We start from the raw sequence: 24,979 nt of genomic DNA, 5'->3' as shown, positions 1-24,979 counted from the left end.
ATGAACCCATCAGGCGCTCAAAATGCTCATAGGACGTTCACCACGTATACCGGTCTACCCGATGATCGCTGATCTGATCAGGGGGTGTCCGAGGTCGGCGGTTTGGAGTAATCGACCATGCATGCAAGTGGTATTGACCAGTTTGGGAAGCGCCACGTACCCTCGCAGCCGTCGGCATCTGGGTCCCTCTTGCCGCCCGAAGAGGTATTTACCATTCGCCGTCTCCGCCTGGCCCATCCGTACAGCGAGGAGTGAAGAATGGCACTGGACCGGAGACTCGACGTACTCGCCGTCTGTGGCGTCGGCATGGGGTCCAGCCTCATGCTGAAGATGACGGCGGAGGACGCGCTGAGCGCGCTCGGCGTGGATGCCCGCGTGGAGAACACCGACGTCTCGAGCGCGCGCGGCATGACCGCCGACGTCATCATCGGCCAGGGCATGCACACCAGCGACATCACCGACCTGGCCCCCATCGTCATCACGATCAGCGACTTCCTCGACAAGGAGGGCCTGGAGGAGCAACTGCGGGTGGCGCTCAGCGAGAAGGGATGGCTGGGATGACGGAGGTCGGTGCACGCGACGCCGTGGTGGCCGCCGACTGGCAGGCGGCGGTCCGCGAGGCGGCCGTGGCGCTGGTCGAGCTCGGCGTCGCGGGACCGGGCTATCCGGACGCGTGCGTCAAGGTCGTCGAGCAGAACGGCCCGTACATCGTCCTCACCAAGGGGCTGGCGCTGGTGCACGCCCGTCCCGAGGACGGCGGGCTAGCAGTGGGCGTCGCGGTGACACGTTTGGTCACACCGGTTGAGTTCGGCCACCCGGACAACGACCCGGTCGATCTGCTGCTTGCGTTCTGCACCCCCGATCCTGACGCGCACGTCGCCTCGCTGTCCCGGCTGGCCCGGGCGCTTTCGTCCGGGCTGGCCGACCGGCTCCGCGAGGCGGCCGACCACGACGCCCTGGCCACCGAGCTGAAGGAGGCCCTTCCTGATGCCTGAGATCTTCCCTGAGCGGGTACGCACGCTGCTCGACGAGCTCGACGCGCGGTCCGCGAAGGCGATCTCCACGGCGGCGGCCCTGCTCCTCGACACCATCGAGGCCGACGGCATCGTGCACGTGGCCGGCGCCGGGCATTCACTCGCGCTCGTCTTCGAGACGTTCTACCGGGCGGGCGGGCTGGCCCCGGTGCGCCCGATGTGGGATCCGGCGGTGCTCCCGCTGCTGGACGCCCTGCGCAGCACCCGGGCCGAACGGCAGGAGGGGCTCGGCCGCACGGTCGTCCAGGCCGCGGCCCTCGCCCCGCCGGACGTGGCCGTGGTCTTCTCGACGAGCGGCCGCAACCCCTACCCGGTCGAGATCGCCCAGGAATGCGCGGCGCTGGGCGTGCCAGTGATCGCGGTGACATCGCTCCAGGCGTCCGTCCAAGCCGCCGCGCGTACGGAGACCATGCTGGCCGACCACGCCACAGTCGTGATCGACACGACCGTGCCGCCGGGCGATGTCGTCCATCCCGCCGGCGCCCCGCGGACCGCCGCGGTCTCCACGATCCTGGCGTCGTACGCCTGGTCGCGGCTGCTGGCCGACCTCGACGACCTCGCCACAGAACGCGGCGTCGAGCCGCCTCGCTGGGTGAGCGCCAACGTCCCGGGCGGTGACGCGGTCAACCGCGGCCTGCTGGAGCGCTACCGGCACCGCATTCCCGAACTCACCGGCGCTCAGTAGGCGGGGAGTGCGAGCATCCGGGCCAGCAGGTGCGAGAGGAAGACCGTCTGGCGGTGCATGAGGGCGGGATCGATCTTGTCGAGATGGCCGTCGCGGGCGACCTGGACGAGGTAGGCCGGCCCGCTGATCAGCGTCGCGGTGGGGATGCCGAGCCGGTACGGGTAGGTGGCCTCACCGTAGAGGCCGTTGTTGAAGGGCCTGAGCACCGCCGTCCGCTCCAAATCATCCCGCTTGACCTGGTCGATGACGAGAGACGTCAGGGCGGCGCTGTTGCCGGTCCCGATGACGGCGGGCTCGGAGCGTCCCGTCGGGCCGTACTCCCCGGTCGCCGGATCCTCCACCCAGCCGAGCGCGCCGAGGTGCTCGGGCACGAGGGCCGCCACGACCCGGCTCCGGATCGCCGCGTTCCGCTCCAGCCACGCGCCCAGGTCGGGCGAGTTCATGTGGTTGGGCGAGAAGACAAAGATGATGTCGCGCGGACGATCGGCCACACGCGTGAAGTACTGCGCGAGCGCCAGGATGGCGGGTACGCCGTTCTCCTCGATCGCGTTCTGCCCGTCGGTGTGCGTGCCGACCATGACGGCCCCGGGCAGCGCACCACCACCCTTGAGCTCGGCGGTCAGGTAGTCGATCGTGCTCCTCCGCTTCGAAGCGGTAAGCGTCAGAGTCGCCGTGACCGACCCGGCGTTCATCAGATCGCGGAGGCGGCGCCCCTGGACACGGTCGAGGTGAAGCGTGGGCAAGCCGGCCTGCGGCTGCTGATGCGGCGAGTACTGCCCACGGGCGTGTTCGGGCGCCAGATCCATGATGTCGACCATCGCGATCGCGCCGTTCCGCTTGGCGAGCTCGAGACTGAGCTGCGCCGGCACCGCCTGCCAGACGCGCGTGTAGTTCTCCTCGCCGAGCTCCGGCGGGATGTAGTCGGCAAAAGCAGAGATCGCGCCCGGCCTGATCGGATAGTCGGCCACCACAATCCGGCCGCGAACATCTTTCCCCTGATAATCGGCCGCCTGACCGCCCTTGACATCGACAAGCACGCCCCGCACACCCCGTGACGGCGTCTCCCCGGAGTACGGGCGGTAGTAGGCCACAGGGATCTTGTGAGTGCCACCGGCCCCCGTCACCTCGAGGGACCACGAACGGGCTTCCCACTGATCAAGGGGAACGGGATGGCGTCGCACGTTCAACCCGTACGACTCCAACTGCCGCTCAACCTGGCGCAGATAGCGGCGGTGGGACTGGCTCCCAGTGAAACGCGGCCCGACGCCAGACATCTCTTCGACCCAGCGAAAGAGCCTGTGCGCACTGACCAACTCCGGAGCCTTCAAAGCCGAGCCCCTAGCCGGAACTCCGACAAGCGCCGCCCCAGCCAGAAACCGTCGCCGATCGCAAGCGGCCATGATGACGACCGTACCGCTGCCCCGCCGCCAGCCAGCGCACGCGCTTAATTGGGCGGGTCCAGACAGCAGTGCGCGCCGTACTAAGGATTGCTAAGGCGCTGCTTCCCGTCGGATATGATCATCGGCTCAGCGTCGGAACACGAACCCAGGCCATGCCAGCGGCCTGAGCAGCCTGGATCCCGTTGTCGGCGTCCTCAAAGACCAAGCAGTGCTTCGGGTCGACGCCCAACTGCTGGGCTGCCAGCAGAAATGGGTCCGGTGCGGGCTTAGGCCGCGGATACTCGCCGGCGCAGACCATCACCTCGAACTTGTCGAGCAGTGCCAGGGCGGTTAGCGAAGCCGTCACTGACTCACGACTGCTGCCAGATACGACAGCGAACGGGATGCGTCCGTATTCAGCCTCGATGTGCTCGAGCACGCCGGGCACTGCGGTGAGCTTGGGCAGCATCTCCTGGCAGAGCTCCTCACCACGGCGAGCGACGGCCAGCACCGGCATGGCCAGCCCCTGGCGTGCATTGAGGTCGGTGATGATGTCGACCACCGTCCGACCGCCCCACGCGTAGAACAGTTCCTCGGAGAGCTCACATCCCCACTCGCTCAACGCCTGCTGCCAAGCGAGAAAGCGCAGCGGCATGGAATCAGCGATGGTCCCGTCGCAGTCGAAGAGGTAGGCGTCGAACTCGCCGGGGGGAAGACTCAAGATCACACGGCTATTTTATCGGGAGACCCGACTCAGCCCAGTTCCACCATTCGGACACGTTCTGTAAGCATCACGGTGCGGCGCGGACGAAGCTCCGGAGTTTCCGCTCGATTCGGCCCCGAAGAAGCAGCGAGTGTTCTGCTCATCAGATCGTTCTTCGAACGGGATGCTTTTTCCTCAAGGACGTACGCGAGTTCAACGAGGACATCGTCCACCAGGCGCGTCCCGCTGATGAGTAACGTCCGGTCACCGAGACCGAATGGCTCGGGTTCGAAGAACACTTCGACCAGCGCAAAGTCGAACTGGGAAGATGCGCTCAGCCTCACGGGAAACCCCGCCCCGCATAAAAAGCCTGCGTGAGACATGATAAACATAAATGCTGCCCCGCCTGGACGAGATCGAGGCCGACCTCCGAGTCCGCCGGGCCCGAGAACCGGCCCGGTGAGATCGAAGGAATCGACCTCCCCCACTTTCCTGCCCCATAAGCGGGACCAGCCCCGCCGCGTCGCTCGACCTCGGCATGCCCACGCCGCTGGAGGGCGAGCATGATCGATCAGGTGACAACTACGCGCCGGACAACAACTCTCTGACCAGGGACGTCTTCGCCGCCGTATAGGCTTGACGATCATCGCCATAGCTCACGGCGAGCTGACGCTTGAGTTGGGCATAGGCGTGATGCGCAGCCGGGTCGGCACGAAGCCGGTCCCGGAACGCGAGATACTCGCGCCACTGCAGACCACCATGCCGCACCGCATGAACGTGCGCGACACGATAGAGCGGGCGGGTCTCCAGAACGAACAACCACCCGATCTCTTCTCCCTTATCGCCACGGAACTCATAACCGAGCGCGGTCACTGCGTCCACAACGTCGACCAGTTGCGCATCGGCCGCTAGGCCGACCGCGATGTCCACGATCGGCTTGGCCGGAAGTCCTGGCACCGAAGTCGATCCGACGTGCTCAATGGCTATCGCCAGAGCGCCCAGAGCAGGACGCAGCGCCGACGCAAGCTGCTCATACACCTCCGACCAGCCCGACTGACTATCCATCACCCGCAGAGACCGCTTGGCCAACCCCAGCCAGGCCTCTTCCCACTCGACATGCACAAGGGCATTCTGCTGAATCTCGAACGCCCCGGAGTTCGCACGCACCAGGTCAGGCGAGCCATTGAACAACCGCACAACCAGTAGATCCCAGGCTCCTCGCTCCAAGGAAGTGGGAAGCCCGGTTGACAAGTGCAGAGAAACTCCGAGCGGCGAAAGGTCGCCCTGGGTGAGTGCGGACGCGCCTATGGCACCAGCTGCCAGCACGAACACGCCTGCGTCCGTTGCCCGCTCCTGTGCGGCGACCCCGCCGAGCGGGACCGGCTGGAGGAAGGCGGTTGGGCCGGGGTGGGGGCGTGCCTGTAGGCCCGGTGCAGGAAGGCGCCGGGCTACTACAGGGCTGGGGTGTGTGAGTGGTCAGGCCGCGTGGTCGTGCCAGGGATTGTCGGCCTGATCGACAGGTCTGCCGCGTCTGGATCTGGCGACCCCGTCGGGAGGAAGCGCCCGGTAGACAAAGCGGCCGTCGTCGGTGGTGGTGATGTGTATCTGGTGGGGGTGGGTGTGTTTCCAGCGGTTGTGCCAGCCGCAGCACAGGGCGAGTTTGTCGATGTCGGTGGGGCTGTTGCCCAGCGCCCACCCATCGACATGATCGACCTCGCACAACAGCCCCGGCACCTCACACCCCTGCACCGCACACGTGTCATACAGGGTCTCCAGCACCCGACGCTGGCCCGCGGTGGCGATCCGCACCGCATGCCCCAAATACAGCGGCACATGATCGGCGCTCATAATCAGTGGGGAGATTGCGGCGTTGAGGGCGATGCGCCGCACCTGCGCCGCCGGAATCGGAGTGCCATCCCGCAGCCGCCCGGGGGTGTCGTCGCCGGTCAGGGTCTGCAGGTCGGCGATGACGGTGACCCGGGTGTCCCGGTGCCCGCCCGCCAGCACCGTCGACAACGCCGCCGCCGTCCGCTCGGCCAGATCGCGGCGGTCGTCGGTGCCCGCGGGTTTGGCGAGCGGTGCCAGGGTGCCGTCCAGGATGGCGGTGTCTTCGGGGTTGAGCCACCCGTGCAGGTAACAGCCGCCATCCAGCGACCGGCTGACGGTCATCCACGACCGCTGATACCCCCGCTGCGCGTCGGCGGGCGGCTGGTCTTCGCCGGTGAGTTCGGCGACCAGGTCATGGACTCTGCGGCCCAGCCGCGCCAGGTTCCGCGCCGACACCCCGCCCGCCACCGCCTCCAGCAAAATGCCTTCGGCGGCCGTACAGTCGTCATCGTTGAGGCGTTGTACGGCGTCGGCGATGGTGGCGGCGTAGCCGTAGGACAGGGCGCCGGTGGCCAGTTGCTGGTTCACGTGCTGCAGGCGGGGGAGTTGGCGGGCCAGGGTGAGGCGTTCTTGGGCGCGGCCCTCGCGCATGCCCAGCCGGCACCGCAACCACGCCTGAGTCGACGCCAACCCCCACCGCTTGGGTTCCCCGGTCCGGTCCACCACCGCGACCAACCCCGCCAGCACCTGCTCACCCTGATCCAACGCGGCAGCGAACCGCTCGGCCAACTCCATGCAGGCGGTCCCGGAGTCGGGCGCCGACCGTTGGGCGAGTTGGGTGGTGATCGCGGCGGCCGCTTCCACCAAGTCAGCGGTGGAAGCGGAATCTAGTCCCGCCACGATCGAATCCATGCTGTTATTCTATCGTCACATTCGGTGATATCGCAAGGTGTTGAGTGCCGATTGCCAGCGGTATCCGGCCACCTTTTTGTGACCGGTGCGACAGGTGACCGTCCTACGATTTCTGTTGATCAGGAGCAGCGAGCCGGAAGGTTATATCGACGCCATTCGGCAGGATCAGCGTGTAGGTTTGTGGCCGTTTTTATGGGTGGCTGGGGTGGGGGTGTCGTCCCACGGTCGTTGTCGGTTGCGGGCGGGTGGATTGGGGATTAGGTCGGCTGGTTTGGGTGGGTGGTTGAGCGGTGCCGAAATGACCGTTTGCGGGTTGGTGCGGCTTTGTCGTGGGTGCGGTCACGTTGGTTGCGGTTGCGGGATTCTGGTCTGCGCACAAGGTAATGGCGGGCCGCTATCTGGGGTTGTGGCACATCCCGCGCTTCGCGCGGCTAAGGTCGAGCATCAGCCACCAGCAAACCCGCACATCACCAACCAGCCGCACCCGCCGCCTACCTTCTCGTCGCCGCCGCTTTTGGGTCATTAGCCCGCCTCACCCGCCTGCCGGGCGGGGCGCGAGCCAAAGGGGAGACCGCTGCCGCCAACCGCGCAGCGGCACGAAGAAAGCTGCCGCCCGGAATCCTGTGCCTACGCACCTGCCGCCCTGCCCACTGCCTTCTTGTCGCCGCGCTTTTAGACCTTCACCTCGCACTACCCGACAGCCGGACGGAGCGCGAAGCCAAAGGGGAGACCGCTGCCGCCAACCGCGCAGCGGCACGAAGTAGCCTGCCGCTCGGAAACCGGTGCGTACGCACTTGCCGCGACCGCCGCCTGCCTTCTTGTCGCTGCTGCTTTTTGGGTCTTTAGCCCCGCCTACCCGCTGGCCGGACGGGTGCGGAGCCAGAGGGGTGACCGCTGCCGCCAACCGCGCAGCGGCACGAAGTAGGCTGCCGCTCGGAAACCGGTGCGTATGCACGTGCCGCGACCGCCGCCTGCCTTCTTGTCGCCGCCGCTTTTGGGTCTTCAGCCCCGCCCCACCCGCCTGCCGGGCGGGGTGCGGAGCTAGAGGGGTGACCGCTGCCGCCAACCGCGCAGCGGCACGAAGTAGGCTGCCGCCCGGAAACCGGTGCGTATGCACGTGCCGCGCCCGCCGTCTGCCTTCTTGTCGCTGCGCTTTAGGTCTTCAGTCCCAACCGCCCGGTGGCCGGGCGGAGTGCGGAGCTAAAGGGGTGACCGCTGCCGCCAACCGCGAAGCGGCACGAAGGTATGCCGTCCGGAAAACCGGTGCGTACGCACGTGCCGCGCCTGCCGCTTCCCTTCTTGTCGCTGCCGCTTTTAGGTCTTCAGCCCCAACCGACCGGCCGTCGTCGTCAGCTCGCCATCGGGGTCTCGCCGGCGCGGATACGCGCGGAATCCCCTGCTTGCTTTGTCTGGTTCGGCCCACGAACGATCGCTAGAGTCGATCGTGGATCACCATCTGCCCTGCGGTCTTCGGGTGGTGTGCGTTGGCCTCAGAGGTGAGGATGGCTGCTGACCCGTACGAACGCGAGTACCGGGCAGACCTCGGGACGTTCGCCCTGGCCTACGTGTTCGGTTTCCTTTTCCTGTGCCTGCTGGTCATCTCGGCGGCACGTGATGACCGTTCCGCGGTCGACGTGCTCGTGCCTGGGCTGTTGGTCGGGGCATTGGTTCTGTACGTGGGGTGCGAGATCTGGAGGCGAACGTTCGTCTCGCGGGACCGCATCGTCAAGCGCGGGGTTTTCCGGACCGTCGCGATCCCATGGCAGGGAATCCAAGGCATCGAGTTTCTGCCGGGGGCACGGACCTACGTTGCGACCTACGACCATCGAGGCCGGGAAATCGTTCTACCGCACCTGAACGGCAGCGAGGTCGACGCCGAGAAGGAGGTCCGCGTCCTCCGTGAGACTTGGGAGAAGCGACGGGGCCCGCACTGGAAGCCGGTCCCCGAGATAGCCGCCAAGATCTCTCTCCGGGAGTAGCCGGTGTATCGGTAAGACTGAGCATCCCAGCCTTGCCTCGTCGGCACTAACCTGCCGACGTCGAGTCGCAGGTCAACCTGGAGCGCCCGGAGCGACGCGAGTACGACGATGCCGGGCGGGGAGCGGCGGCCATCCTCGGCGCCGAGGTAGAGCCAGGTCTCACTGGTGACCAAGAGCTGAAGATCAACAAGTGGGGCCGCAACTCGCGCGCCCTGGAGGTGGAGCCACTTCCCGTCCGCAGAACCAGGGGTCCCAGGGGGTATCCAAGCTGGTGGCCCGGTGTGGAGTTGAGGGGAAGGTGACCGCTGCCGCAACCGCGAAGCGGCAAAGCAGGAACCTACGGAGGCGCCAACTCGCAGGTGGGCGCAAGCCGCAAGCCCCAGCAATCTTCTTTCTTCGCCGCCAAGTTTGAAGCGGCGATGCGCCAATCTGTAGTCGGATGACTGCGCCAGCTAAGGGAGGACCGTGGCCGTCACTGCTCACCGTGCCTTGTAGCGCGGTCGCCTCCGGCATGGTGGATGAACTGCCAGCAACGGCCGCCGGGCGGGGTCTCGGTGACCATTGCGGGATCCCGGATTCCTGCGCTGCCGACTGGTGTCCGAGTCGCTCTATATGCAGATGCTGCCTCGATGACCAGCGTCAGCGCGACTCGCTGAAGAGCTGGAAGTCCACCGCGTGGCAGCGGTGAAGCTGCGGCCCGTCCAGCTCAGCAGACCGGCCGCCACCTTAGCTGCGCTACCACCTATGATTGCGCGATGTCGCTCACAGTGCGCTGGACTCGACTGCTGATGGTGGTATTGGCAGCCGGCTTTGCAGGCGCGGCCTACGCAATCCGCGCCACGATGGACGGGCCCATCGAACAGTACTCAGGCGCCGCCTTGTCTGGGGCTATCGTCTACACGCTAGTGATCTTCATAAGGCCGCTGATTTCCCCACTAGCCGTCGGCAGCACCGCGATCGCATACTGCTGGTTCATCGAGTTTGCACAGCTCACCCCCATACCCGGGGCACTCTCCGAACGCAGCTGGCTCGCGCGCCAACTGCTAGGCGCCCAGTTCGACCTCATTGATGTTGCCTGGTACCCCGTCGGCGTCATTCCATTGGTCGCCGCGCACTGGTTCATCCGAGCCCGCACACGTTCCCAAACAGACTCAACACCCGCCCTCGCATCATGATTTCGGAACAGCCGTGATGCCAAGCCAGGGCCCTCTATTGGGTCGTTGGCCCTGGCTCGCGATCCTTCGTACCCACTAGTTCCATCCACGACGGTCTACGGACGGAATGGATGAATGATATGAAGACGCTTACAATGTGCGCTTGGGTGGTGGCGGTCGCCAATGGAACGGTGCTTACGGCAGGGCCCGGAGGAGCGTCGCGGAAGGTGGACGCGGTTGCGGGGCAAGGAAGAGCTCGCCAAGGTTCGGGGTGCTGCGTGGCATGATTGCACTCGCAGGCGGTCCTGGGGCATTCGTAGGACACCCGACGGCTTCCTGGCTGGTTCCAGGAGTCCATAGTGCACGGCCAGCGGCATGACTTCCTCCTCAAGCCGGTCGGTAAGTCGCGCAATTTTTGTCTGGAGGCTTCAGTAGGTCGGCGACCACACACCAAAGCTCTGGGTGGACGTTGGCCTCAAGACCAAACAAACCTGGAGCGGCTGGAAGTGACATCGCCAGGGGTGAAAAGGAGCCTCCTGGTGATCGTGGGGCGAGCTATGCGGATCCGTCTGGATGCTCGCCGGCAGGATCACGGGTGCGAGTTCATTGGGCGGCTCCTGATTCGAGGTTGTGCGTCATTCGTTCGAGGACGCTGATCGTGGTGCGGTAGTCGGCTTGAGAGATGCCCGCCATGGAGCGTTCACGGAACGCTTCGACACGTTCGGCTACCTGGGCCATGTGCGTGCGGCCTTCTGGGGTGAGGCTCAGCCAGCCAGGGTGGGGACGCGTCGCCCAATGATTGGTCAGCGCGGTCTCGATGGCTGCCCGCAGGGTCGGGACGTCTGCGTTCGCTTGGAGGAGCGAAAAGACTTCGGTGTCGGAGCTCTCGTCCTTGATGACGTTGAGGACCTGCCAGACGACCCGGGTGAGGCCGAAGCCGTCCAGCATGTCGTCCATGTAGTGGGTGATCGCGCTGTCGGTGCGGTTGAGCCAGTATCCGATGGGCTTCATCCTGAGAAGGCGGCGGCGTTCTCGCGAGCCCATTGTTCGAAGGTGCGGGCAGGCTTGCGGAGGAGGGTCTCGGTGGTGTCGGCGATGACGGCGGGCTCGGCGGAGGCAGCGGCCCAGAGGGCGAGCAGGGAGCTGACTGCCGGGGCGGGCATGTAGCGGCTCATCTGCCGCTCGGCCTCCGCGTGGCTGATCTTCTCGACAGGGATCTCGCGGTCGAGGACGTTGGAGATGACGGCGAGCTGCTCCCGGAAGGTGAGCGGGTGGGCGCCGGTGAGGGTGATGGAACGGCCCTTGAGCGCTTCGCCGGTCAGCGCCTCGGCGGCGATGTCGGCGATGTCGTCGGGGTGGATGGGCGCGATGTTCGCGTCCGGGTAGGCGAGCTGGATCGGCATGTTCTGGCCGATGAAGTAGGCCCAGCCGAGGGCATTGCTGGCGAATGCGTCGGGACGCAGGAACGTGCAGGTGAGGTTGGACGCAGTCAGGGCGCGCTCTACGGCGAGGCTGTGCGAGGCCAACGGGTCGTTGTCGGCGTTGGGGCCGAGCACCGAGGAGGACGACAGAAGGACGATGTGGCTGACGCCCGCGGCCTCGGCAGTCTTGACGAAGGCGTCGATGCCGTCTGGCTCGGGATAGAGGAATACCTGGTCGACTCCGTCCAGCGCGGCATCGAAGGTCTCGGGCCGGTTGAGCTTGAGCTCGATGACGTCGTCGCCGGAAGGCTCGGCACTCGCGACGCGAACGGGGTGTCCGGCGGACTTGAGGCGGCCGGCCACACCTTGGCCGACCTTGCCACGGGCACCGGTGATGAGGATGGTCATGTAGGTCTCCATGTGGATGGTTAGACATGTGCATGCTTACATGCACATATTTTCGTGTCAACACATGTCTTCTGAAGGTCATGGACATACGATGAGGACATGACGAGTGAGCCAAGGACGTCAGACGAACTGCTGGACGCCGTCGGCCCGGCGTTCTCCAAGCTCCGGCGCACCTCGCTGCTGGAGGTAGAGAATCCGATCTCGGCCAAGGACCTCAGCCGGACCCTCGTCCTCAACCTCGTTCTTGAGCACACCAGGGACTCGGACCAGGAGATCACCGTCGGTGCGGTGGCAGATCTCCTGGCTGTGGACCCCTCGGTCGCCAGTCGCATGGTCACCGACAACATCAAGGCCGGTTACCTCATCCGTGCCGCATCCCAGCAGGACGGTCGGCGTACGGTCCTCCAGCTCAGCCCCCAGGGCGCCGAACTCATGGACCGCTTCCGCCGGCACCAGCGTTCGGCGTTCGAATACATCACGGCCGACTGGCCCGAGAAGGAACGGCTGGAGTTCGCCCGCCTGATGCTCAAGTACGTCGACTCCCTGGCCGAGCTCCGTGAGCGTGGCCTGGCCAGGGACTCCAAGGGTTCCTAGCTCCGCTTGCGGGGGCACTGCGGGGCACTGTGCAGGTCAGAGTGTTGCGAGAGTCGAGCCAGCCAAAGGGCAGCAGCCAATCTGCGGCTCGTTCCCTTGGGTGATAGCGGCGGTCCGCGACCTCACATAGTGGTGGGTGCCTAGTTCACCCGGCCCCCGGATGGCGGGTGTGGAGCCGGGCTGGATCGCGTCGATGCGTTCGCCGGGCGTAGCGCTTGAAGGCCGATCGGCCACTCCCTGGCAGCCCCCCGCCGGACAAGGCCGCCGGGGCCGCCGAGGTCGATCTTGGTCGTAGGGCGGGGCCTGCCGGGGGTGTCCCTGGAAGGGCAGAGACGGTCTCGGGGAGCCGTCAGCGGAGCTTGTCGTCGGTCTTTGTTTCTGTGCTGGAACGACTGGCGTCGGACATGGGTGATCGTGCACCGGAGTTCGTTCTGGACGGTGCTTTCGGCGGGTCAGCAGGCGCCACCAAGGTAGGCGCGCTGTCATTGCTGCGGGCTGATCGCATTGCCCGGGCCAGGTCGTGCTGGCCGGGCCGGAGCGTGCTGGCTGGGCCAGGCCGTCGGCCAGGGCGTGCTGGCCGGGCCAGGCCGTCGGCCAGGGCGTGCTGGCCGACGACCTGGCAGCCGGGACAACGACGGCCCGTCAGGAGGAAATGGCGTAGCGGGTGAGGAGGAGACTGGAGCCCTCCCAGGTGCGGGTCTCGACGAGCTGGAACGAGGCGGTCGAGCGGGTCTCGAACGAGCGGACGCCGTCGCCCACGATGCCGGGGCCGATCAGCAGATGGAGTTCGTCGACCAGACCGTGGGCCAGGAGGTCGTTCCACAGGATGTGGCTGCCGAAGACCAGGATGTCGCGGCCCGGCCCGTTCTTGAGCTCGGCGATCTGCTTGTGGGCGTCGGCGCGAGGAACGATCTGGGTGTTGCGCCATGCGCCGGTCTGGTCGGCGGTCAGGGTGTCGGACACGACGACCTTGTCGATGTCCATGGTGAGGCGCGAGATCTCACGTTCCACCGGCGGGGCGTCGGAGTCGGCGACCGGCGGCCAGTAGTCCCGGAAACCCTCGAAGCTCGTGCGGCCCAGCAACATCGTGTCGGCGGCGCGGAGGCGTTCGGCGTTGTATTCGCTGAATCCATCGTCGAACGGCATCACCATGACGTCGTCGCCCGGGCCCGTGAAGCAGCCGTCGAGCGACATCAGGTTGCAGACGATCAGCTTGCGCATCTTCCTCAACTCCCGTTCGGAGGTCGTGTCTGTCAGTAGGAAGAGAGACAGCACCCCGCGTGAACTCATCGCTCGACGGCGAATTTCTTGGAATTTGAGGAAAGCACAGGTCAGACGGCTGCCGCGCTGCCGGGGCCGGGTCCGGGCTCGCCCGCGAGCTGGCCGGGTCCGGGTTCGTCCGCGAGCTGGCCGGGTCCGGGTCCCTTCATGCGGTCGGCCAGGGCTCCGTCCGTTCCGAAGAGCCGGGTCTTCCATTCGGCGATCAGTTCGGAGGTGTCATGGTCGTCGGGGTGGAAGCCACGCCGGTGGTAGTCGCGCAGATGCCGGATGACCTCGCGACGGAGCCACGGTGACCGCGGCAGCTTGCGCAGGCTCGGGAAGAGACGGAGCGGGTTGTAGGTCGAGCGGTCGAGCAGCAGCGACAGGACGGTGCCGGCGATGATCGCGCCCAGCAGGCCGAGGGTCGTGAAGTGCATGACCCACGTTCGGATCCGGTGGTTGCCGCTGACGGTCTCGTACACGTCGAACGCCACGGATTTGTGCTCGTTCTCCTCCAGTGCGTGCCACTGGAACATCGAGCGGACCTCGTCCACGTCGAACATCGCCTGCGCCTCGGGATCCTTGAGCAGGACCTCCGCCAGCGTCGCGGTGTAGTGCTCCAGCGCCGCGGTGATGGCGAGTTGCACGCTCTTGGGCAGGACTTTCTCGTTGAAGCCGAGGCCGTACTTGGTCATGCGGTCGATGAGCCGGGTCGGATAGCCGTACGAGGCGAGCCGCTCGTTGAACTGGCGGTGTTCGCGCCCGTGCGTCACCTCCTGGCCGATGAAGCCGGCCACCTGGCGCTTGAGCTCGGGGTCGTCGATCCGGTCGCGGTAGTTGCGCACCGTACGGACGAAGTAGTCCTCGCCTTCGGGAAAGAGCGAGGACAGGACCGTGACGATGTGGCTCATCACCAGGTCACCGTTCACGTAGTGGCGGGGCAGCTTCTCGGGCGGATACTCGAACGCGATCCGGCGCGTCCGCACGTTGCGAGGGGTGATCGCACGGCGGAGCACGGCCTCGCGCCTTACCGCAGGTCGTGGACGGGAGGCAGCCTTGCTCATGGTGCCCTCCAGTGAGGTCCGGAGACACCTCGACGCTACGAAGCCCACATACATGCAAGCAAGCCTGCATGTATGTGGGCTCCATCACAATTAGACCGACTGTCTAGTTACGGCCGACCAGGCGTGGATGGGCCGTGGTAGATGGAGTTGATGACGATCGGCCAGGTCACACGGGGCCAGCTGCGGAAGGTGATCTCGCTTCCGGCGATGGTGGCGTGGCCCTTGCCGACCTCGAAGGTCGCGATGTTGGCCAGGCCGCCCAGCGCCGATGTCCCAGCGGCATACCCGCTGGCCAGCAGATCGCCATCGCCCGGATAGGTGGAGGCGACGTCGGCGTCACCCTGGATCCTGAACGCGGCGTCCCGGTTGAACCAGACCGGCCAGCTCTCCGGCATGCCCCAGGCGGCCGGGACCGTCGGCTTGTACGAGGCGCGCAACAGGGCGCCCGGGGCGTTGACCGACCCGGGCGCGGCGTTCTCGACCGGCAGTTTGAGCAGTTCGCGCGCGGTCAGCGAGGAGCTGCCGATCGCGACCAGGTTGCCGCCGCCGGAGACGAAGTCCGCCAGCGCGGACCAGCCCTTCTCGCCCACACCGCGCGCCCACGCGAACTCCGGCGGGTTCTTGGCCGGATCGAGCCCGTCGACGATCGTGGTCTTGGAGACCCCGTCGGCCAGCACGATCGTGTCGTACCGCCCCGGCAGGTCCGCGTAGTCGTCGGCGCTCACGACCTTGTAGTTGATGCCGTACTGGTCGAGCATCCACATCATCCAGCCGCCGGGCATGTTGTTCGCGCCGCGGACGAGCCCGACCCGCGTGCCGGCCTTCAGCTTGAAGCCCTCCACCTTGGGCAGCGCGTCGGTCCCGTACACCTGGAGGCCGGTCGTGGCCGAGATCGCCTCCAGCGTCTGGCGCGCCGCTGCCGACGGCGGGACCATCACGGTCCCCGGCGCGAACGTACGCCCACCGGCCTCGAACTTCTCGGCCGTCCGGAAGACCGGCACGTTCGCCTTTTGCAGCCGCGGCAACACATGCGCCACGCCGTACGACTCGGGCGGGACCAGATAGGCCCCGCGCGGCACGTTCGGCATCCGCACAGCCTGCGGGACGACCCGCTGCACCCGTCGCAGTTGCGCCGTGAACGCCTTGTCCACCGCGTCGACGTCCACGCCGAGCAGCAGCCCGACGTTGTCGGTCGTCTCGCTGTACGGCATGATCAGCGGGCAGTCGGCGCACTTGCGCGCCGCCTTCTCCGGATACTTGTCGATCTTGAGCAACTGGTCGATCCACCGGCCCAGCGGCTGCCGCGTCCGCAGCACGTACGACCCGGCCGCATAGCTCTTGCCGCCCGCCGTGAACGGCGCCGCCGCCTGCTCGATCTCGACCCGCCCGAACTCGAACAGCCGCATCATCTCCAGCACCGCGAAGGGGTCACGCTGACCCGCCGGCACGACGTACGCGTACGGAGTGCCCGGCACCACGTCCGGCAGCGCCACGCCATTGCGCGCGACCTGGTACAGGTTGTTGAACAGCCACGACTCGCCGTTCTTCGCCACGTTCTCGATGCCCGCGTACGCGGCGGTCTTCGCGTACGCCACGATCTGCTCGAGCGTCCACGTCGACTGGTCGTACGGCTGCATCATGCGCACCGTCATGTTCTGCGGGCCGAGCGGCTTGCCGTCCGGGCTGGTGAACGGGTACGCGAGGTCCTTCGCGGAGGCGATCTCCGTCAGGAACAACGACGTGCCGAGGAACGTCGAGAAGCCCATGACGTCGGCGTTCCAGAAGATCCCGTACGCGTCGTCCGTCCCGACGCCCTTCTTGCCCTCGGCCGTCAGCGCACGGACGGCATGCCCTCCCTGAAGCGTCGCCGACTGCAGCGTGATCGGGTCGACCCCGTGACCCAGCGGCTCGTCGTACGGAGGGGCCCACAATCGCGGTCCGCCCGTTCCGGCCTGGTGCATGTAGTGCCCGACGACCGGCCGGTATGTCTGCTCCAGCCTGACGCGCGTCCGCGTCTCCCGCTGCGTGAACATGAACCAGTCGCGGTTGTTGTCGTGCCCGGCGTACCGGTGGTAGAGGTCCGGATAGACGCGGTTGTACGCGGTGCCTGCCGTCTTGTCGAAGTGGTCGACCACCAGGTGCTGGCCGTCCGGATTCGCCGACGGGATCACCATCAGCACGGCGTTGTCGAGCACGGCGTCGGTGTAGTCGGAGTCTTCCGTCGCGAACCGGTGCACGATGTCGACGAGCGCCTGCGTGTTGCCGACCTCGGTCGAGTGCAGCGTGCCCTCGATCAGGTAGATCGGCTTGCTCCGGTGCGCCAGCCTGCGTGCCTCCTGCTCGGAGATCCCGCGCGGCTCGGCCAGTCGCTGGTTGTCGCGCACGATCTGGCCGAGGTTCCGGAGGTTCTTGGGAGAGCTGACGAACATCACCGGATATTCGTTGCCCAGGGTGGTCCGGTCGGCGATCTGGTAGTCGACCCGGTCTGACCGTTCACCGATCAGCCGGAAGTACTGCTTGATCTTGTTGAATCCGGCGAGCCTGCCGGTCGTGCCCATCGCGAAGCCGAAGTAGTCCTTGGGAGCGGGAATCGTCTTGCCCTGCGCCGTGCGCACAGCCGTACCGACCGCTCGGGACGCGTCAGCGTGCAAGGGCACGCCGACGAGCACTCCGATGGTCAACACGGCGGCCAGCGCGCGGGCGGTACGCCGCGGCAGCATCCGGTCTCCTGTGATGCGGAGGGTGATTGAGGGGAGATGAGGGGAACGAGAGGAACAGGAAAGCCAACCGGTCGGCTGAGCCCAGCGTGAATCGTGGGCGCCGAAAGGTCAATCCTTGATCGTCAACGAATCACCTGTGAGATCCGGCATCCGGCCGTCGGCATCCGACATCCGACAGCTGGCATCCGACAGCTGGCATCCGACAGCTGGCATCCGACAGCTGGCATCCGACAGCTGGCATCCGACATCCGGCCGCTGGCATCCGGCATCCGCCGCTCGCGTCCGGCCGCCGGTCGATGGCCTTTTTCGCCGTGCCCGGTCTGACCCCATGAACCGCAACAGCGGTAGGGAAGCCCGCGGAGACCGAAGCGGGCTGAGCATGGGAGGCCACCATGAAGGCTCTGGCAACTTCGGTCGCTGCGACAATCTTGTTCGCGACGTTCGCTCTCCCGGCGGAATCAGCCGCCGCCGCGGAGAGATGGACCGGATAGGCACTCTCGAACCCGGATGACCCCGACGCCCTGCGTCCCGCCTACGACTCGGGCGACCACATCCACCCGAACGACGCCGGAGCCAAGGCCATCGCGACCGCCGTAGACCTGAACGAACTCTGAGGACCTGGCCGCGCTCGGCGGGCGAGTGCGACCGCACTCGTCCCCGGGCGTTCCACCTGCGGACCTATGCCTTCTTGGCCTTCTTCGACTTCTTAGCGGAAGCCTTCTTGGCGTCCGCCTTGGCGTCAGCCTTAGTGCCCGCCTTGACGTCCGCCTTGACGTCCGCCTTGGCGTCCGCGTCCTTCTTAGCGGAAGCCTTCTTGCTGTCGGAGTCCTTAACCTTCTTCGCCTTCTCCTTCTCCTTCGCCTTCTCAGTCTTGTTCTTCTTCGGCTTGGAGCTCTTGGGCTCGGCGACCACCTCGGCCTCGGCGGCTTCGGCGACCTCTTCGGCCTCGGCCTCGGCCACGGAGCCGTTGGCGACTCGGTTCTTGAACGTCTGCCCGATGCGGAACCGCGGCACCTGCGCGGCCGCCACCTCGACCGGCAGGCCTGTACGGGGATTGCGCGCCTGGCGTGCGGGCCGGTCAAGGCTGTCGAACGTGCCGAATCCCGTGACCAGCACCCGTTCGCCGGCCGCCACGTTCTCCATGATGGTCTCGAAGATCGCGTCCACATGACGGCGGGCGGCGGCGGGGTCGCTACCGGCGCGGGCCGCCACTGCCTCGATCAGTTCGCTCTTGTTCATCCACAATCCTCCCGTTTGGCCTGGTGGACAGGCTAGACCAGCCCTGTCGCGGACGAAAGGCCTGACCAAAACCCCCAATTCCGAGGAACCGGCGGGCAGCGGAGGCCGGAGAGGATGGGCCGGAGAGGATGGAAGGGTGTCAGCTATGAACGATCCCTGGGGCGTGGCGACACCAGCAGCGAACGACGGTGAAGCCGTCGAGCCGCTGCCGCCGCGCCTTGCCGAGCTGGCCGCCCTGAATGGCAAACGGTTCATTGAGCCAGGTGAGCGCTGGCCTTTCGCCAAGCCCGAGGAGCTCCCGGAAGTGCAGGCACTGGCAGGCGAGGAGTGGCAGCCGCTGGACGACGCGCCGTTGTACTGCTGCCTCCCAGCCGTATGGCCCGTCTCTCACCGCTGCTGGGTCGCTGACCGCCTGCCGAAGTTCAGCCGGGCGTACTGCGGCGAGCAATCATGGCTGGAGCCTTGGGACGACAAAACCCACCAGGACGTGGGCGCCTTTACCGCCGGGCTCGCAGCCGAGTGCGGTCTGCCCGCCCCGCCCCCAGGGCGCATCTGGCTCCTACGCTCACCGTGGCCGTCCATCGAGTCCCAAGTCGTCCTCCGCCTCCTTGCCCGCCGCTGCGACGAACGCGCCCTGGACATGACGGCCCAAGGCATCACCGAAGCGGCCCGCGACGTCCTCACCTGGTCAGACGCACGGGCGTCGGAGTGGTGGGCCGCCAAAGGCGGCGGCGAGCCTCATCCCTCCTGAGCGTGCCGTCCGCCAGCGCCCGTCAATCAGAGTCGCCCGTCAATCAGAGTCAGTGGTGGGCCGTCAATCAGAGTCAGTGGTGGGCGGAGTCAGAGGTGAGGAGCGGACGGGGGTCAGGAGGAAGACTTTCGGGGTTACACGTTCCATCGCGCCGCCTCGGCCGATGATCAGGCCGGCGGCGAAGTCGACGAGAGGCTGGGCGTCGGCGTCGGTCATCGCGGTCAGGTCCATGATCACGGCGATGCCCTGCCGGAAGAAGTGCCCGACGTAATAGACCTCGTTGTAGGTCGTGGGGTGCAGCGTCTTGACCACTGAATCAGTGTGCCTGCCTGATCTTGTACGTCAAGGGCGAGGTGGGGAGACCAAGCCAGATTCGTAGGCGATGATGACCAGGTGGACGCGGTCGCGGGCGTCCAGCTTGGTGAAGAGCCGGGCCACATGGGCCTTGACGGTGGCCATGCTGATGGAGAATTCGGCGGCGATCTCGGCGTTGGCCAGGCCGCGTCCGACCAGGGTGAGGACCTCGTGTTCGCGGTCGGTGATGCCGTCCAGGGCGCCGCCGGTGCCGCCTACATCATCTTTGTGCTGGCGCCGTTCTGGTGGACGCCGCACGATGGCGGCCCGCGGGAGTACGGCTTCCATGGGCTGATGACGCTGGTCGCCAACTGTTATCTGGTGGCGGGGCTGGCCTTCCTCGTCTACATGGTCTGGCGCGCCTATCTGATCCGTCGTGGAGTCACGGTTGCTCCGGTTTCGGTGCCGGTTCCGGGTTCGGTTTCGGTTTCGGTTCCGATTTCGGTTTCGGTTTCGGTTCCGGATCGCGTACGAACTCGGTCCGAACGCCGAGAAGGCGCACCGCTCGAGGCTCGGTGAAGCGGTCGAGGGCGGCCAGGGCGGCGCGTTCGATCTCGGCCGGGTCGGTGGTGGGCGCCTTCAGCTTGTACTGCCGGGTGTAGGTGTTGAACGGGACGAAGCGCACCTTGACGGCGACCCGCTGAGTGACGCGTTGCTCGGCTGCGACTTCGGTGGCCAGTTCACGCGCCAGCCTGGCCACCTCACGCCGCACGTCTGCCCAGTCGTCCAGATCGTTCTGGAACGTCGTTTCGCGACCCCGGGAGCGCGGAACGTAAGGTTCGCCGACTACGGCGGAGTCGTCGCGGCCCTGGCCGACCTGGACGAGCCGAGGTCCGTTGGTAGGGCCGAACGCGGCGGCGAGCACTTGGGGGTCGGTGCCGGCGAGTTCCCGGACGGTGGTGATGCCCAGTTCGGCGAGCCGCTTGGCGGTCTTGCCGCCGATGCCCCAGAGAGCGTCCACGGGCCGGTCCCCGAGCAGCTCGAACCACGTCTCGCCGGTCAGCCGGAAGACGCCCGCGGGCTTGCCGTAGCCGACGGCGATTTTGGCTTGCAGCTTGTTCTGGCCGATGCCGACCGTGCATTCAAGATCGGTGGCATCGCGTACGCGGCGCTGGATCTCGCGGGCCATGGCCTCCGGGTCGTCGGTCTCGGCGGCGAGGAACGCCTCGTCCCAGCCCCAGACCTCGACCACCGCGTCGAACGTCCGGAGGGCGTCCATCACCTGTGCCGAAGCGGCCTCATACGCGGGGGCGTCGACAGGCAGAAACACCGCTTCGGGGCATCGCCTGGCGGCCATCCGGAGTGGCAGGCCGGAATGGACGCCGTACGCGCGCGCCTCGTACGACGCCGTGCTGACCACCGCCCGCCGCGCGGTCGGATCACCGTCACCGCCCACCACGACGGGCAGGCCGCGCAGCTCCGGGCGCCGCAGGATCTCGACCGCGGCGACGAACTGGTCGAGGTCGACGTGGAGCACCCACGGGGCCATGGTCCATTGTCACCGCCGTGGCGGAGGCGTCGAAAGGCGGGGTGACCTGCGATTTTCTTGAACGAACGAAGCGGCGGCATGGCAGGCGCCCCGGCCGTCCGCCCGGGCGATGATCCGGCCCGATTCGACGCGCACGGCGACCTCGGTCGCGTCGCTGACGGCGGCCACCCCGGCAGCGGCAGCCAAGGACCCGGACGGGTCGTGCACGATCTGGAGCCGAGGCCAGGCTGAGGGCGGGAACGCCTGCCACAGGCAGCTGCGGAGGTCGGCAATGGCCAGTCGGGCGAGTGGTCCAAGCTCGTCGGGATCGCTTGTCACCAGGACGGCCGTGACTTCCCCGCCGGGCGGTACGGCGCGTACCGCCTCCTCGATCGCCTCCAGACGGTGAAGCCCAAGAACCGCCACCACACCGTCACCGGCAAGCCGCGCAGGCTCAGCCCGGACGGCGTCCACTGCGGTCGTGGCGGGCTGGGGGGCCCATGGCAGTGGCTCGTCCACGGGGCGTGCCGGAGCGATCCAGGGCATGTGCGGAGGCGGCCATCCGCCGCTCAGCTCAAGGTCCGCCAGCTGCTCGCACACGCTGATCGCGTCGAACGGCTCGACGAAACCGGGTGCGGTGGCGACCATCTGGCTCACCCCGTGCAGGGTCGTCAGGACGGTCTCGGCGACCTTGACCATGCGCTGGTCGGTGCGAGCGAGTGCCTCCAAGGAGAGCCCGAGCAGGATCGCGTTCAGCCTCATGAACTGTGCGAACGGCAACTGCAGGCGTTCTTCGGCGGCGATCTCCGGCATGAGGTCCTTGCCGAGCCGGGCGTTCCCGTGCGGATCGTCCGTGGTGAGCGGCAGACGGGCGACCCAGGCGCGAGCGAAGGCCCCCAACGCCTCGCGTGCCGTGCGATCCGGGCCCGGAGCCGCCGGGGTGGCCGGGCCATTCGGGGCCGCCGGGGCTTTCGGCGGGGCCTCCAGGGTGTCCCGGGCTGCCGGGGTGGAGAGCGGTGGCTGGACCTGGTGGGCGAGGTCGGCGAGCACGGCGAAGTAGAGGGCCCGCTTGCCCGGGAAGTTGGAGTACACGGCGCCCCGGGTCAGTCCCGCACGATCGGCGATGCTGTCGATCTTGGCGTCGCGGAATCCCCGTTCGGCGAACTCCTCGCGGGCGGCCTCCAGCACCTTGGCGCGGTTGCGCTCCTGCGTCTCCGCCCGCGTCAGCCGTCCCATCATCCCCCGCTCAGATTGCCGCTGGTTGCCGGACCGTTTGCCGCACTTGTTTGCCGCACTGTGCGATCCAAGATAACGTCGCCATCCAGATGACGAGATCATATGGTGTCATCATCCGAATCTGCGAGGAGGGCATATGACCGGCACGGACGTTTCCGAGCTTCCTGAGATTCCCGAGATCGACCTCACCGACGTCGAGGTGATCCGCGATCCGTTCGCCGCGTACGGACGTGCCCGGGAACGCTCGCCACTCGCGCGCCTCCAGGTGCCGGGGCAGGGGCCGTGGTGGGTGGTGACGCGGTACGAGCAGGCGCGGGAGATGCTGAGCGACCCGCGGTTCGAAATCAACGAGGCCAGCTTCATGCGCCCCGACGTGCCCGACGACTGCGTGCCCTACATGCGCACGATGTCCGAGATGAACGGGCACGAGCATGCCCGGCTGCGCAAACTCGTCTCACCGGCCTTCAGCCCGCGCCGTGCCGCCGCGTTCCGGCCGCGGATCGAGGTGATCGTCGAGAGGCTCCTCGACGAGGCGATGGAGCATGCCCAGGACGGCGTCCTCGACCTCCTGCCGCACTTCGCCCGCCCATTGCCGATGGACGTGATCTGCGACCTGGTCGGCATCCCCGAATCCGATCGGCTGATGTGGCGGGCGTACGGGGCGACCGTCGCCGCGGCAGCCGGGGAGGACTTCGCCAGGGCCATCCCCGGGATCATGGAAGGCGCCAAAGCCGCCATCGCGCGGCGCCGCGACGAGCCCGCCGACGACCTGGTCTCCGACCTCATCAACACCCAGGTCGAAGACGGCGACCGGCTCACCGACACCGAGCTCGTCACGCTGATCTGGCATCTCGTGATGGCAGGCCAGACACCTATCAACCTCATCGCCAACGCCATGACGGCTTTGCTCGCCCATCCCGAGCAGCTCGCCGCGTTGCGGGCGGACTCCGAGAGCCTCATGCCACTCGCCGTCGAAGAACTGACGCGCTGGTGCGGCTCGACGCTCCTGACCGTCCCTCGGTACGCGAACGAGGACACCGAGATCTCCGGCGTGCCGGTACGCAAGGGCGACGCGGTGACCGTCTCGGTGGCCGCCGCCAATCGGGATCCCCGCGTCTTCACCGATCCGGAACGTCTGGACATCACGCGGCCTCAGGGGACACCGGCGCACTTGGGCTTCGCGCACGGCCCGCACTTCTGTCTCGGCGCGTCCATCGGACGCGTGCAAACGCAGGTGGCCCTCGGCTCACTCCTGCGACGCTTCCCCGATCTCGCGCTCGCCTCCGGCACCGATCCGGTAGAGCTGCGTGCCCTCGATCCGGGCACCTGGCGCGTGACCGCGCTCCCCGTGTCGTTCTGACCACGTTTCATAAAGGAGTGGCTTCGGAGTGGCGCGTACGAATGCCGGCGGGAGCGGTCTGTTGAGGTGCACGTTCTGCGGCAAGAGCCAGGAACAGGTAAGGCGTCTCATCGCAGGCCCCGACCAGCTCTTCATCTGTGACGAGTGCGTGGGGCTCTGCAAGGAGCTCCTTGAGGAAGAGCTGAGCGACCACACGTCCGGCGCCACCCCGCACGATCTCCCCAAGCCGAGAGAGATCCGCAGCTATCTCGATCAGTACGTCGTGGGCCAGGAGCACGCCAAGCGGACGCTTTCGGTCGCCGTCTACAACCACTACAAACGCCTCCGTGCCGCCGCAAGTTTGAAAGGGACTGGGGGAGAAGTCGAGCTGGGCAAGTCCAACATCCTGCTCATCGGCCCGACCGGCTCCGGCAAGACCTACCTCGTCCAGACACTCGCCCGGATGCTGGACGTCCCGTTCGCCATCGCCGACGCGACCGCCCTTACCGAGGCCGGTTACGTCGGGGAGGACGTGGAGAACGTTCTGCTCAAACTGCTCCAAGTCGCCGAGTACGACGTGGCGAGAGCCGAGACCGGCATCGTCTACATCGACGAGATCGACAAGGTCGGCCGCAAGGGCGAGAACACGTCGATCACCCGCGATGTCTCCGGCGAGGGCGTCCAGCAGGCGCTGCTGAAGATCCTTGAAGGCACCGTCGCCAACGTGCCGCCGCAGGGCGGGCGCAAGCATCCCGGCCAGGAGTTCATCCAGCTCGACACCACCAACGTGCTCTTCATCGTCGGCGGCGCGTTCAGTGGCCTGGAGCGGATCATCGAGGAACGGACCGACCGGCGCGGCGTCGGCTTTGGCGCAAGCCTCGGCGCTGACTTTGGCGCCGGTTTCGGTGCCACCTTCCCGACCACCAAGGACGCGGACGTGCTCGCCGCGGTCATGCCCGCGGACCTGCGGACGTTCGGGCTGATCCCCGAGCTGATCGGCCGGCTCCCGGTGGTGACGACCTTCCGGCAACTGGACCGGACGGCGCTGGCGCGGATCCTCACCGAACCCCGGAACGCGCTGATCAAGCAATACCAGAGGCTCTTCGCGCTGGACGGCGTCGAGCTGGAGTTCACGGCCGCCGCGATCGAGGCGATCGCCGACCAGGCACTGCTGCGACTGACCGGAGCCCGCGCCACCCGCGCGATCCTCGAAGAGGTCCTGCTCCAGATGATGTACGAGGTACCGAGCCGGAACGACGTCGCCCGCGTAGTGATCACCCGGGAGACCGTCCTCGACAACGTCAATCCCACCCTCGTGCCCCGCGGACGCCCCACCGATCGCGACGGCCAGGGCGGCCGGGGTGGCCGGGGCAGCCAGGGTGGCCAGGGTGGCCAGGGTGGCCAGGAGAAGTCTGCCTGACCCTCTTGCCCAGTTCGCCGTCGAAGTTACAG

General features: G+C 67.0%; 23 protein-coding genes and 1 pseudogene. 9 read left to right on the top strand and 15 right to left on the bottom strand.

Translation table 11 applies throughout. The annotated features are described in order from the left end of the window. The first annotated feature begins 258 nt into the window (after nt 1–258). Genes ACH34W_RS27865 through ACH34W_RS27855 form a run of 3 tightly spaced genes read left to right on the top strand, consistent with a single transcriptional unit; the run spans nt 259 to nt 1,719 of the window. A complete protein-coding gene (locus ACH34W_RS27865) occupies nt 259–561 on the top strand; it encodes a PTS sugar transporter subunit IIB (protein WP_395964047.1) in 303 nt (100 codons plus the stop codon). Continuing rightward, nucleotides 558–995: a PTS sugar transporter subunit IIA gene (locus ACH34W_RS27860; protein ID WP_395964046.1), complete on the top strand. Its 438-nt coding sequence runs from the start codon at nt 558–560 to the stop codon at nt 993–995. Before ACH34W_RS27865 ends, ACH34W_RS27860 begins: the two co-directional genes overlap by 4 nt. Next, nucleotides 988–1,719: an SIS domain-containing protein gene (locus ACH34W_RS27855; protein WP_395964045.1), complete on the top strand. Its 732-nt coding sequence runs from the start codon at nt 988–990 to the stop codon at nt 1,717–1,719. The genes ACH34W_RS27860 and ACH34W_RS27855 overlap by 8 nt, the downstream gene beginning before the upstream one ends. Here the strand turns inward: ACH34W_RS27855 and ACH34W_RS27850 are convergent. The 5 genes from ACH34W_RS27850 to ACH34W_RS27830 all read right to left on the bottom strand — a co-directional run bounded on the left by ACH34W_RS27850 (nt 1,713) and on the right by ACH34W_RS27830 (nt 6,540). After that, the gene (locus ACH34W_RS27850; protein WP_395964044.1) at nt 1,713–2,993 is read right to left on the bottom strand and encodes a hypothetical protein; all 1,281 of its coding nucleotides are present in this window, start codon (nt 2,991–2,993) and stop codon (nt 1,713–1,715) included. The two genes, ACH34W_RS27855 and ACH34W_RS27850, sit on opposite strands and share 7 nt — an antisense overlap. 244 nt (nt 2,994–3,237) lie before the next feature. Beyond that, nucleotides 3,238–3,825, bottom strand: coding sequence for an HAD family hydrolase (locus tag ACH34W_RS27845; RefSeq protein ID WP_395964043.1), 588 nt, complete (start codon nt 3,823–3,825; stop codon nt 3,238–3,240). A gap of 26 nt (nt 3,826–3,851) precedes the next feature. After that, nucleotides 3,852–4,145 carry a hypothetical protein gene (locus ACH34W_RS27840; protein ID WP_395964042.1) on the bottom strand — a complete coding sequence of 98 codons (294 nt, stop codon included), beginning with the start codon at nt 4,143–4,145 and terminating at the stop codon, nt 3,852–3,854. A 238-nt stretch (nt 4,146–4,383) separates the two neighbouring features. Next, a complete protein-coding gene (locus ACH34W_RS27835) occupies nt 4,384–5,133 on the bottom strand; it encodes a GrpB family protein (protein WP_395964041.1) in 750 nt (249 codons plus the stop codon). A gap of 144 nt (nt 5,134–5,277) precedes the next feature. Then, nucleotides 5,278–6,540: a DUF222 domain-containing protein gene (locus ACH34W_RS27830; RefSeq protein ID WP_395964040.1), complete on the bottom strand. Its 1,263-nt coding sequence runs from the start codon at nt 6,538–6,540 to the stop codon at nt 5,278–5,280. Between the two features lie 1,484 nt (nt 6,541–8,024). Between ACH34W_RS27830 and ACH34W_RS27825 the strand changes: the two genes are divergently transcribed. After that, complete coding sequence (locus ACH34W_RS27825) at nt 8,025–8,519, top strand: PH domain-containing protein (RefSeq protein ID WP_395964039.1); 495 nt, start codon at nt 8,025–8,027, stop codon at nt 8,517–8,519. 755 nt (nt 8,520–9,274) lie between these two features. After that, nucleotides 9,275–9,694, top strand: coding sequence for a DUF2809 domain-containing protein (locus ACH34W_RS27820; RefSeq protein ID WP_395964038.1), 420 nt, complete (start codon nt 9,275–9,277; stop codon nt 9,692–9,694). A 582-nt stretch (nt 9,695–10,276) separates the two neighbouring features. On the opposite strand, the gene ACH34W_RS27815 is transcribed toward ACH34W_RS27820, so the two are convergent. Then, nucleotides 10,277–10,684, bottom strand: a complete 408-nt coding sequence (locus tag ACH34W_RS27815) for a MarR family winged helix-turn-helix transcriptional regulator (RefSeq protein ID WP_395964037.1) — start codon at nt 10,682–10,684, stop codon at nt 10,277–10,279. Then, nucleotides 10,681–11,502, bottom strand: coding sequence for an SDR family oxidoreductase (locus tag ACH34W_RS27810; protein ID WP_395964036.1), 822 nt, complete (start codon nt 11,500–11,502; stop codon nt 10,681–10,683). Before ACH34W_RS27810 ends, ACH34W_RS27815 begins: the two co-directional genes overlap by 4 nt. Before the next feature lie 99 nt (nt 11,503–11,601). Here ACH34W_RS27810 and ACH34W_RS27805 point away from each other — a divergent pair, with 99 nt between their 5' ends. Then, nucleotides 11,602–12,096 (top strand): MarR family winged helix-turn-helix transcriptional regulator, encoded by a 495-nt coding sequence (locus ACH34W_RS27805; RefSeq protein WP_395964035.1) that lies wholly within the window; start codon nt 11,602–11,604, stop codon nt 12,094–12,096. 642 nt (nt 12,097–12,738) lie between these two features. Here the strand turns inward: ACH34W_RS27805 and ACH34W_RS27800 are convergent. The 4 genes from ACH34W_RS27800 to ACH34W_RS27785 form a co-directional block, all read right to left on the bottom strand. Beyond that, entirely contained in the window at nt 12,739–13,317 is a 579-nt protein-coding gene (locus ACH34W_RS27800; protein ID WP_395964034.1) for a dihydrofolate reductase family protein, read from the bottom strand. Between the two features lie 110 nt (nt 13,318–13,427). Further along, entirely contained in the window at nt 13,428–14,420 is a 993-nt protein-coding gene (locus ACH34W_RS27795; protein WP_395964033.1) for a metal-dependent hydrolase, read from the bottom strand. A 107-nt stretch (nt 14,421–14,527) separates the two neighbouring features. Continuing rightward, on the bottom strand, nt 14,528–17,140 hold the full coding sequence (locus ACH34W_RS27790) for a M14 family zinc carboxypeptidase (protein ID WP_395964032.1): 2,613 nt from the start codon (nt 17,138–17,140) through the stop codon (nt 14,528–14,530). Between the two features lie 678 nt (nt 17,141–17,818). Beyond that, nucleotides 17,819–18,379 (bottom strand): HU family DNA-binding protein, encoded by a 561-nt coding sequence (locus ACH34W_RS27785; protein WP_395964031.1) that lies wholly within the window; start codon nt 18,377–18,379, stop codon nt 17,819–17,821. A 145-nt stretch (nt 18,380–18,524) separates the two neighbouring features. Between ACH34W_RS27785 and ACH34W_RS27780 the strand changes: the two genes are divergently transcribed. Continuing rightward, nucleotides 18,525–19,130 carry a hypothetical protein gene (locus ACH34W_RS27780; RefSeq protein ID WP_395964030.1) on the top strand — a complete coding sequence of 202 codons (606 nt, stop codon included), beginning with the start codon at nt 18,525–18,527 and terminating at the stop codon, nt 19,128–19,130. Nucleotides 19,131–19,238: 108 nt separating this feature from the next. Here ACH34W_RS27780 and ACH34W_RS27775 read toward each other — a convergent pair. The 4 genes and pseudogenes from ACH34W_RS27775 to ACH34W_RS27760 all read right to left on the bottom strand — a co-directional run. Further along, nucleotides 19,239–19,439: pseudogene (locus tag ACH34W_RS27775) on the bottom strand (cell division protein SepF); the annotation flags it as partial. 33 nt (nt 19,440–19,472) lie between these two features. Continuing rightward, nucleotides 19,473–19,772 (bottom strand): response regulator transcription factor, encoded by a 300-nt coding sequence (locus ACH34W_RS27770; RefSeq protein WP_395964029.1) that lies wholly within the window; start codon nt 19,770–19,772, stop codon nt 19,473–19,475. 94 nt (nt 19,773–19,866) lie between these two features. Then, nucleotides 19,867–20,973 (bottom strand): DNA polymerase IV, encoded by a 1,107-nt coding sequence (locus ACH34W_RS27765; RefSeq protein WP_395964028.1) that lies wholly within the window; start codon nt 20,971–20,973, stop codon nt 19,867–19,869. 9 nt (nt 20,974–20,982) lie between these two features. Next, nucleotides 20,983–22,188, bottom strand: coding sequence for a TetR/AcrR family transcriptional regulator (locus ACH34W_RS27760; RefSeq protein WP_395964252.1), 1,206 nt, complete (start codon nt 22,186–22,188; stop codon nt 20,983–20,985). A gap of 136 nt (nt 22,189–22,324) precedes the next feature. Here ACH34W_RS27760 and ACH34W_RS27755 point away from each other — a divergent pair, with 136 nt between their 5' ends. Together ACH34W_RS27755 and clpX are read left to right on the top strand one after the other, a co-directional pair. Then, on the top strand, nt 22,325–23,548 hold the full coding sequence (locus ACH34W_RS27755; RefSeq protein ID WP_395964027.1) for a cytochrome P450: 1,224 nt from the start codon (nt 22,325–22,327) through the stop codon (nt 23,546–23,548). 28 nt (nt 23,549–23,576) lie between these two features. Beyond that, on the top strand, nt 23,577–24,947 hold the full coding sequence (gene clpX / locus ACH34W_RS27750) for an ATP-dependent Clp protease ATP-binding subunit ClpX (protein WP_395964026.1): 1,371 nt from the start codon (nt 23,577–23,579) through the stop codon (nt 24,945–24,947). Nucleotides 24,948–24,979: the final 32 nt, after the last annotated feature.

It is taken from the genome of Actinomadura sp. 6N118 (assembly GCF_044326415.1).
Taxonomy (GTDB): Bacteria; Actinomycetota; Actinomycetes; order Streptosporangiales; family Streptosporangiaceae; genus Spirillospora.
This window is presented reverse-complemented; position numbering and strand designations above follow the sequence as displayed.

What these genes read in the sequence shown, in the direction of transcription:
- ACH34W_RS27820 (WP_395964038.1), top strand. Translation starts at nt 9,275, where the DNA reads ATGTCGCTCACAGTGCGCTGGACTCGACTGCTGATGGTGGTATTGGCA.
- ACH34W_RS27795 (WP_395964033.1), bottom strand. Translation starts at nt 14,420, where the DNA reads ATGAGCAAGGCTGCCTCCCGTCCACGACCTGCGGTAAGGCGCGAGGCC.
- ACH34W_RS27755 (WP_395964027.1), top strand. Translation starts at nt 22,325, where the DNA reads ATGACCGGCACGGACGTTTCCGAGCTTCCTGAGATTCCCGAGATCGAC.
- ACH34W_RS27850 (WP_395964044.1), bottom strand. Translation starts at nt 2,993, where the DNA reads ATGTCTGGCGTCGGGCCGCGTTTCACTGGGAGCCAGTCCCACCGCCGC.
- ACH34W_RS27780 (WP_395964030.1), top strand. Translation starts at nt 18,525, where the DNA reads ATGAACGATCCCTGGGGCGTGGCGACACCAGCAGCGAACGACGGTGAA.
- ACH34W_RS27815 (WP_395964037.1), bottom strand. Translation starts at nt 10,684, where the DNA reads ATGAAGCCCATCGGATACTGGCTCAACCGCACCGACAGCGCGATCACC.
- ACH34W_RS27830 (WP_395964040.1), bottom strand. Translation starts at nt 6,540, where the DNA reads ATGGATTCGATCGTGGCGGGACTAGATTCCGCTTCCACCGCTGACTTG.
- ACH34W_RS27770 (WP_395964029.1), bottom strand. Translation starts at nt 19,772, where the DNA reads ATGGAAGCCGTACTCCCGCGGGCCGCCATCGTGCGGCGTCCACCAGAA.
- ACH34W_RS27800 (WP_395964034.1), bottom strand. Translation starts at nt 13,317, where the DNA reads ATGCGCAAGCTGATCGTCTGCAACCTGATGTCGCTCGACGGCTGCTTC.
- ACH34W_RS27760 (WP_395964252.1), bottom strand. Translation starts at nt 22,188, where the DNA reads ATGGGACGGCTGACGCGGGCGGAGACGCAGGAGCGCAACCGCGCCAAG.
- ACH34W_RS27765 (WP_395964028.1), bottom strand. Translation starts at nt 20,973, where the DNA reads ATGGCCCCGTGGGTGCTCCACGTCGACCTCGACCAGTTCGTCGCCGCG.
- ACH34W_RS27855 (WP_395964045.1), top strand. Translation starts at nt 988, where the DNA reads ATGCCTGAGATCTTCCCTGAGCGGGTACGCACGCTGCTCGACGAGCTC.
- ACH34W_RS27865 (WP_395964047.1), top strand. Translation starts at nt 259, where the DNA reads ATGGCACTGGACCGGAGACTCGACGTACTCGCCGTCTGTGGCGTCGGC.
- ACH34W_RS27860 (WP_395964046.1), top strand. Translation starts at nt 558, where the DNA reads ATGACGGAGGTCGGTGCACGCGACGCCGTGGTGGCCGCCGACTGGCAG.
- ACH34W_RS27790 (WP_395964032.1), bottom strand. Translation starts at nt 17,140, where the DNA reads ATGCTGCCGCGGCGTACCGCCCGCGCGCTGGCCGCCGTGTTGACCATC.
- ACH34W_RS27810 (WP_395964036.1), bottom strand. Translation starts at nt 11,502, where the DNA reads ATGACCATCCTCATCACCGGTGCCCGTGGCAAGGTCGGCCAAGGTGTG.
- ACH34W_RS27805 (WP_395964035.1), top strand. Translation starts at nt 11,602, where the DNA reads ATGACGAGTGAGCCAAGGACGTCAGACGAACTGCTGGACGCCGTCGGC.
- ACH34W_RS27785 (WP_395964031.1), bottom strand. Translation starts at nt 18,379, where the DNA reads ATGAACAAGAGCGAACTGATCGAGGCAGTGGCGGCCCGCGCCGGTAGC.